Origin of the sequence: Vibrio sp. M260118, from assembly GCF_036533755.1 — a bacterium.
Classification (GTDB): domain Bacteria; phylum Pseudomonadota; class Gammaproteobacteria; order Enterobacterales; family Vibrionaceae; genus Vibrio.
Genome location: NZ_JATABG010000185.1, coordinates 1 through 6,627 on the forward strand (window position 1 = coordinate 1; position 6,627 = coordinate 6,627).

4 protein-coding genes are annotated in these 6,627 nt (G+C 46.4%); 3 read left to right on the forward strand and 1 reads right to left on the reverse strand.

The genetic code is table 11. From position 1 onward, the window contains the following. Window positions 1-995: efflux RND transporter periplasmic adaptor subunit (locus tag QTO00_RS11935; RefSeq protein WP_331425016.1), on the forward strand; the 995-nt coding region annotated here is incomplete at its 5' end. Beyond that, window positions 995-4,117, forward strand: coding sequence for a vibriobactin export RND transporter permease subunit VexH (gene vexH, locus QTO00_RS11940; RefSeq protein WP_331425017.1), 3,123 nt, complete (start codon window positions 995-997; stop codon window positions 4,115-4,117). The genes QTO00_RS11935 and vexH, both read left to right, overlap by 1 nt. A 216-nt stretch (window positions 4,118-4,333) precedes the next feature. Here the strand turns inward: vexH and QTO00_RS11945 are convergent, their stop codons facing one another. Next, window positions 4,334-4,933, reverse strand: a complete 600-nt coding sequence (locus tag QTO00_RS11945; protein ID WP_331425018.1) for a YitT family protein — start codon at window positions 4,931-4,933, stop codon at window positions 4,334-4,336. Window positions 4,934-5,298: 365 nt separating this feature from the next. Between QTO00_RS11945 and glyA the strand changes: the two genes are divergently transcribed. Beyond that, window positions 5,299-6,549: a serine hydroxymethyltransferase gene (gene glyA / locus QTO00_RS11950; RefSeq protein ID WP_331425019.1), complete on the forward strand. Its 1,251-nt coding sequence runs from the start codon at window positions 5,299-5,301 to the stop codon at window positions 6,547-6,549. Window positions 6,550-6,627 lie beyond the last annotated feature (78 nt).

The window sequence follows — 6,627 nt, forward strand, 5'->3', positions numbered from 1 at the left end:
GAGGTCCTTCAGCCGTAACTGTGGTTACAGAACAAGTGCAAACACATCAAGTCTCTCAATCTCTGGTGCTTGTGGGTAAATTAGATGCTGAACAGTCGGTTGTTATCTCTCCAGAAGTAGCAGGAAAAGTGGATGCTATTGCGGTTAAAGCCAATCAAGTGGTTCGCGAAGGTCAGCTATTGATTCAATTAGATGCTGATAAAGCTAAGGCTTCTGTTGCTGAGGCTAAAGCCTATTTAAAAGATGAACAGCGTAAACTGAAAGAGTTTGAACGCCTAGTTAAACGCAACGCGATTACACAAACAGAAATAGACGCGCAAGAAGCGAGTGTGGATATCGCCAAAGCACGTTTAGATGCTGCCAATGCTGATCTCAAAGACTTACATATTACAGCGCCGTTCACAGGTACTGTCGGCTTTATAGATTTTAGTCGCGGTAAGATGGTCAGTGCAGGCACAGAATTACTCACGCTAGATGACTTATCTATCATGCGCTTAGATCTGCAAGTGCCTGAGCGTTACCTTTCTCAACTGTCTAACGGAATGGCTGTCAGCGCAACCACAGCGGCGTGGCAGGGGCAAACTTTCACGGGCAAAGTAGTTGGAATCGACTCTCGTATTAACCAAGAGACGTTGAACCTAAGGGTACGTGTTCATTTCTCTAATCCTGAGCAACAGTTAAAACCGGGAATGTTGGTTTCTGCTGAGATGGACTTTCCACCCATTGAAGCGCCGATCATTCCTGTTCAAGCACTCGAATATTCGGGGACTAAACGTTTTGTTTACCTAGTTGGAGAAGATGGCAAAGCGGCGAGAACGGAAGTGACTCTTGGTGCTCGAGTTGACAATCAGGTGGTGATTGAACAGGGCCTCTCTATTGGTGACAAGATTGTTGTGCAAGGTATCGTAAACATGCGTGATGGTGTGGCGGTTTCTGAGTTAGGTAGGGATGGGTTGCCAAAAGGTAAGTCTAACAAAGATGAAGGTGCGAACTAATGCTGCTGTCTGATGTTTCTGTAAAGAGGCCGGTTGCCGCTATCGTGCTGAGCTTGCTGCTATGCGTTTTTGGTATCGTCTCATTTAGTAAGCTTGCAGTGCGTGAAATGCCCGATATCGAAAGTCCTGTAGTATCGATCAATACGCGCTACGATGGCGCTTCGGCCACCATTATCGAAAGCCAAATTACCTCGGTATTGGAAGACCAACTCTCTGGTATTAGTGGCATTGATGAAATCTCGTCAACAACGCGTAACAGCAGCTCGCGTATCACAATCACCTTTGAATTAGGTTACGACCTGAATACGGGTGTCAGTGATGTTCGTGATGCGGTTGCAAGAGCACAAAGATCACTGCCTGATGAAGCTGATGATCCTGTAGTGTTCAAGAACAATGGCTCTGGTCAGGCGTCGTTGTACATCAATCTAAGCTCATCGGAAATGGACCGTACTCAGCTAACGGACTACGTGGAGCGTGTACTGCTCGATCGTTTTAGCTTGATTTCTGGTGTTAGCTCGGTGGATGTTTCTGGCGGTCTGTACAAAGTTATGTACGTTAAGCTTAAACCTGAGCAGATGGCTGGGCGTGGCGTAACCGCGTCTGACATTACGTCTGCACTGCGTAACGAGAACGTCGAGAACCCAGGCGGTGAAGTACGTAATGATCAAATTGTCATGTCGGTGCGAACTGCGCGTAGCTACAATCAAGCGCAAGATTTCGAATACTTAGTGGTTAAACGCGCCTCTGACAACTCGCCTATTTATCTAAAAGATGTTGCGGATGTCTTCATCGGTGCGAAGAATGAAAATTCGACCTTTAAAAGTGATGGTGTGGTTAACGTCAGTATGGGCATCGTACCTCAATCTGATGCGAACCCGTTGGATGTTGCCAAGGCGGTACATAAAGAGGTTGATAGCATTCAGCAGTTCCTACCTGAAGGGACGCGTTTAGCGATCGATTATGACTCAACCGTGTTTATCGAACGTTCTATCACTGAGGTATACAACACCCTATTCATTACTGGTGGTCTGGTTATCTTGGTGTTGTACATCTTTATCGGCCAAGCGCGTGCTACTCTTATTCCAGCAGTGACAGTACCGGTTTCCCTGATTTCATCTTTCATCGCCGCTTACTACTTTGGTTTCTCTATCAACCTGATTACCTTGATGGCATTGATTTTATCTATCGGCTTGGTCGTTGATGACGCCATTGTGGTGGTTGAAAATATCTTCCACCATATCGAACGGGGCGAAAAACCATTGCTCGCCGCTTATAAAGGTGCGCGTGAAGTTGGCTTTGCCGTGGTAGCGACCACCTTAGTATTGGTGATGGTGTTCCTGCCTATCTCCTTTATGGATGGCATGGTTGGCTTGCTGTTTACCGAATTTTCTGTGCTGCTCGCAATATCAGTGATCTTCTCCTCTTTGATCGCTCTAACCCTAACCCCAGTATTGGGTAGCCACTTATTAAAGGCTAACGTTAAACCGAATCGATTCAATCTGCTGATCGATAATCTGTTTGGTTACCTGGAATCTGGCTATAGGAAGGCGTTAAAAGGGGCGCTGAAATGGAAGTGGGCGGCACCCCTAGTCATTATGGCGTGTATTGGTGGCAGTTGGGGTTTGATGCAGCAAGTTCCCGCGCAACTTGCTCCTTCAGAAGATCGCGGCGTCATCTTTGCCTTTGCTCGCGGTGCGGATGCCACAAGTTATAACCGCATGGCAGCGAACATGGACATCATTGAAGACCGTCTGATGCCATTGCTTGGTCAAGGCTTCTTAAAATCATTCAGTATTCAATCACCAGCCTTTGGTGGTAATGCAGGGGACCAAACAGGTTTCGTGATAATGATTTTGGATGATTGGAATGAGCGCGAAGTGACTGCTCAGCAAGCGTTGGGTGAAGTACGCAAAGCATTAGCGGGTATTGCCGATGTGAGAGTCTTCCCATTTATGCCAGGCTTTCGTGGTGGGTCAAGTGAGCCCGTACAGTTTGTACTGGGTGGCTCTGACTACGCTGAACTGAAAGTTTGGGCTGAGAAGCTTGAGCAGATTGCTGAAGACTCTCCTTATATGGAGGGGGCCGATATCAACTATTCAGAAAGAACACCTGAGTTAGTTGTATCGGTCGACAAACAGCGTGCAGCAGAGCTCGGTATTAGTGTGCAAGAAATCTCAGAAACGTTAGAGATCATGCTGGGCGGTAAGAGCGAGACAACCTATGTCGAGCGTGGTGAAGAGTATGACGTATACCTACGAGGTGATGAGAACAGCTTCAATAACGCCGCAGATCTGAGCCAAATCTATATGCGTACTTCAACAGGTGAGCTAGTTACCTTAGATGCAGTCACTAAGATTGAAGAGGTGGCATCGTCGATTCGCTTATCCCACTATAACAAACAGAAAGCGGTGACAATTACAGCGAACCTATCTGACGGTCACACCTTAGGTGATGCGCTCGATTTCCTCGACCAGCAAGCGATAGAGTTGCTGCCGGGAGACATCTCAGTCAGCTATTCTGGCGAATCTAAAGATTATAAAGAGAATCAGTCGAGTATCTTAGTCGTGTTTGGTTTGGCTATGTTGGTGGCTTACCTTGTACTAGCCGCTCAGTTTGAAAGCTTTATCAACCCATTGGTTGTCATGCTCACTGTACCTATGGGCGTATTTGGTGGTTTCCTTGGTTTGGTTGTCATGGGTCAGGGCTTAAACATCTACAGCCAGATTGGTATGATCATGTTGATTGGTATGGTAACCAAGAACGGTATCTTGATTGTCGAGTTCGCCAACCAGCTGCGAGATCGTGGTATTGAGTTTGAGAAAGCGATTGTCGATGCTTCGGCTCGTCGTTTACGTCCGATCATGATGACCGCCTTTACTACATTAGCTGGTGCGATTCCGCTGATACTCTCTTCTGGTGCAGGCTATGAAAGTCGAGTGGCGGTGGGTACGGTGATCTTTTTCGGAATGGCGTTTGCGACGCTAGTAACCCTGTTTGTTATTCCTGCGATGTATCGTTTGATTTCGGCAGGTACAAGATCTCCAGGCCATGTAGGAGCAGAGCTGAATAAAGAGCTGAGCCAAGATGTTAAAGCGCGAACGTCGCATGGTGAGTTGGAGTAGGAGTAGGAGCGGACTTCGTCCTGTAAGAAAATCGTCATTCCTTAGAGTGACGAAGGAGCGAGTAAGGAATCTCTAACATGGCTTCCCATCCGTTTGACGAGATCCCCAACTCGTTCGTCCCTCACTCTTGAGGATGACGTACTTACTAAGTAAAACTGAAAGAGGGTAGGCGTTCTCACGTCTACCCTCTTTCTCGTTATCTAGCAATTTGTTTCGCTATCCGTAATTCACACTATAACGCGTGGGTTTATGGTTCATCGTTAAGACAAGATTCAACGCTACGGCGCCGATAATCGAAAGAGCGATGGTCTGTGGCGATACGAAGAAGAACGATGCCACCAAAATGCAAAAATCAATCGCAAGCTGAGATTTGCCAACCGAAATGCCAAACTTATCCTGAATAAACAGACACAGCACATTGAAGCCGCCAAGGCTAGAACGGTGGCGGAATAGGATCAGCATTCCTAAGCCCATTAATAAACCACCAGCCACTGCGCAGTAGACTTGGTTAATGGTATCTAAGCTGATCACTAAATAGAGGTGATCGGCGAATATGGAAACCAAAGCGCCGGAAATGGCACTATTGAACGCGAATCGAGCGCCAAAGCGTTTCCATGCCAATAGGTAAAATGGACAGTTGACAACAAAGTAAAGCATACCGAAAGAGAGCGAAAGGAATTGGCTTGCTAGAAGAGCCAGTCCAGCAGTGCCACCTGTCAGTAGTGAGGCTGATTGTAAAAAGAATACGCCTTGGGCAACGAGAAAGGTCCCGGTCAAAATTGCGACCCAGTCTTCTCTTCTTGAGTGTTTTTCCATCAATTTGAAATCTTAGCGCTGAATAATGGCGTGCATACTATGTAAAAAATAAGGATTTCGGTAGCTTGAGAACGAAATTTAGGGTAAACCTATGTAATTGTTGTTTTACGGTGTGTAAAGGACAAAATTGACACTTTTCCAAATCATAAATTGGAAAAATGTTAAACATGACATTACTTGTAAAGCATTATGAAAAAACTGCATGAGAAAAAGTGAATTTTTTCTTTATGACCTAGATCAAATTATGTAAAATGCGCGTCATTAGCTTGATGCAAACGTTTGCGTGAGTGATTTTACGTAGATTAATAGGGTCAAAAGTCAGTTTTTTTACAACTTGAAGTCTTAATCTGAGTCAGGAGATACAGATGCTAAAGCGTGATATGAACATCGCAGATTACGATGCGGAACTGTTCGCAGCCATCCAAGAAGAAACACTTCGCCAGGAAGAACACATTGAACTTATCGCTTCTGAAAACTACACAAGCCCACGTGTAATGGAAGCTCAAGGCTCTCAGCTAACAAATAAATACGCTGAAGGCTACCCAGGCAAGCGTTACTACGGTGGTTGTGAGTACGTAGATAAAGCAGAAGCTCTTGCTATTGATCGTGCTTGTCAGCTTTTCGGCTGTGAATACGCAAACGTACAACCACACTCAGGTTCTCAAGCAAACAGCGCGGTCTACATGGCGCTACTGAACCCAGGTGACACAGTTCTAGGTATGAGCTTAGCGCACGGTGGTCACTTAACTCATGGTTCACCAGTTAACTTCTCTGGTAAGCACTACAACGTGATTCCTTACGGTATCGACGAAGCGGGTCAAATCAACTACGACGAAATGGAGCAACTTGCTCTAGAGCACAAGCCTAAGATGATCATCGGTGGCTTCTCAGCTTACTCACAAATCGTAGACTGGGCTCGCATGCGTGAAATCGCAGACAAAGCGGGTGCTTGGTTATTCGTTGATATGGCGCACGTTGCTGGCCTTATCGCAGCCGGTGTTTACCCGACGCCAGTTCCACACGCGCACGTTGTTACAACAACGACGCACAAAACGCTAGCAGGTCCACGTGGTGGTCTAATCCTGTCTAACGCTGGCGAAGACATGTACAAGAAACTGAACTCAGCGGTATTCCCTGGTGGTCAGGGTGGCCCTCTAATGCACGTAATCGCGGGTAAAGCAGTAGCGTTCAAAGAAGCCATGGAGCCAGAGTTCAAAGAGTACCAAGCGCGCGTGGTTAAGAATGCTAAAGCTATGGTTGCTCAGTTCCAAGAGCGCGGTTACAAGATCGTTTCTAACGGTACAGAGAACCACCTGTTCCTTGTTGATCTAATCGACAAAGACATCACAGGTAAAGATGCAGATGCCGCGCTAGGTGCAGCGAACATCACGGTCAACAAAAACTCAGTACCAAATGACCCACGCAGCCCGTTTGTTACTTCAGGTATCCGTGTTGGTTCTCCAGCGATCACTCGCCGTGGCTTCACTGAAGCAGACGCAACTGAGCTAGCAAACTGGATGTGTGACGTTCTAGATAACATCGGCAATGAAGAAGTTATCAAAGCAACGAAAGCTAAAGTGCTCGAAATCTGTAAGCGTCTACCAGTTTACGCGTAATTTTCGTTATAGTTGACTGAACTTCGTTGTCGGGCATGCTCATTTGCACTTGTAAACTCCGCGTGCCCTCCTAAAATT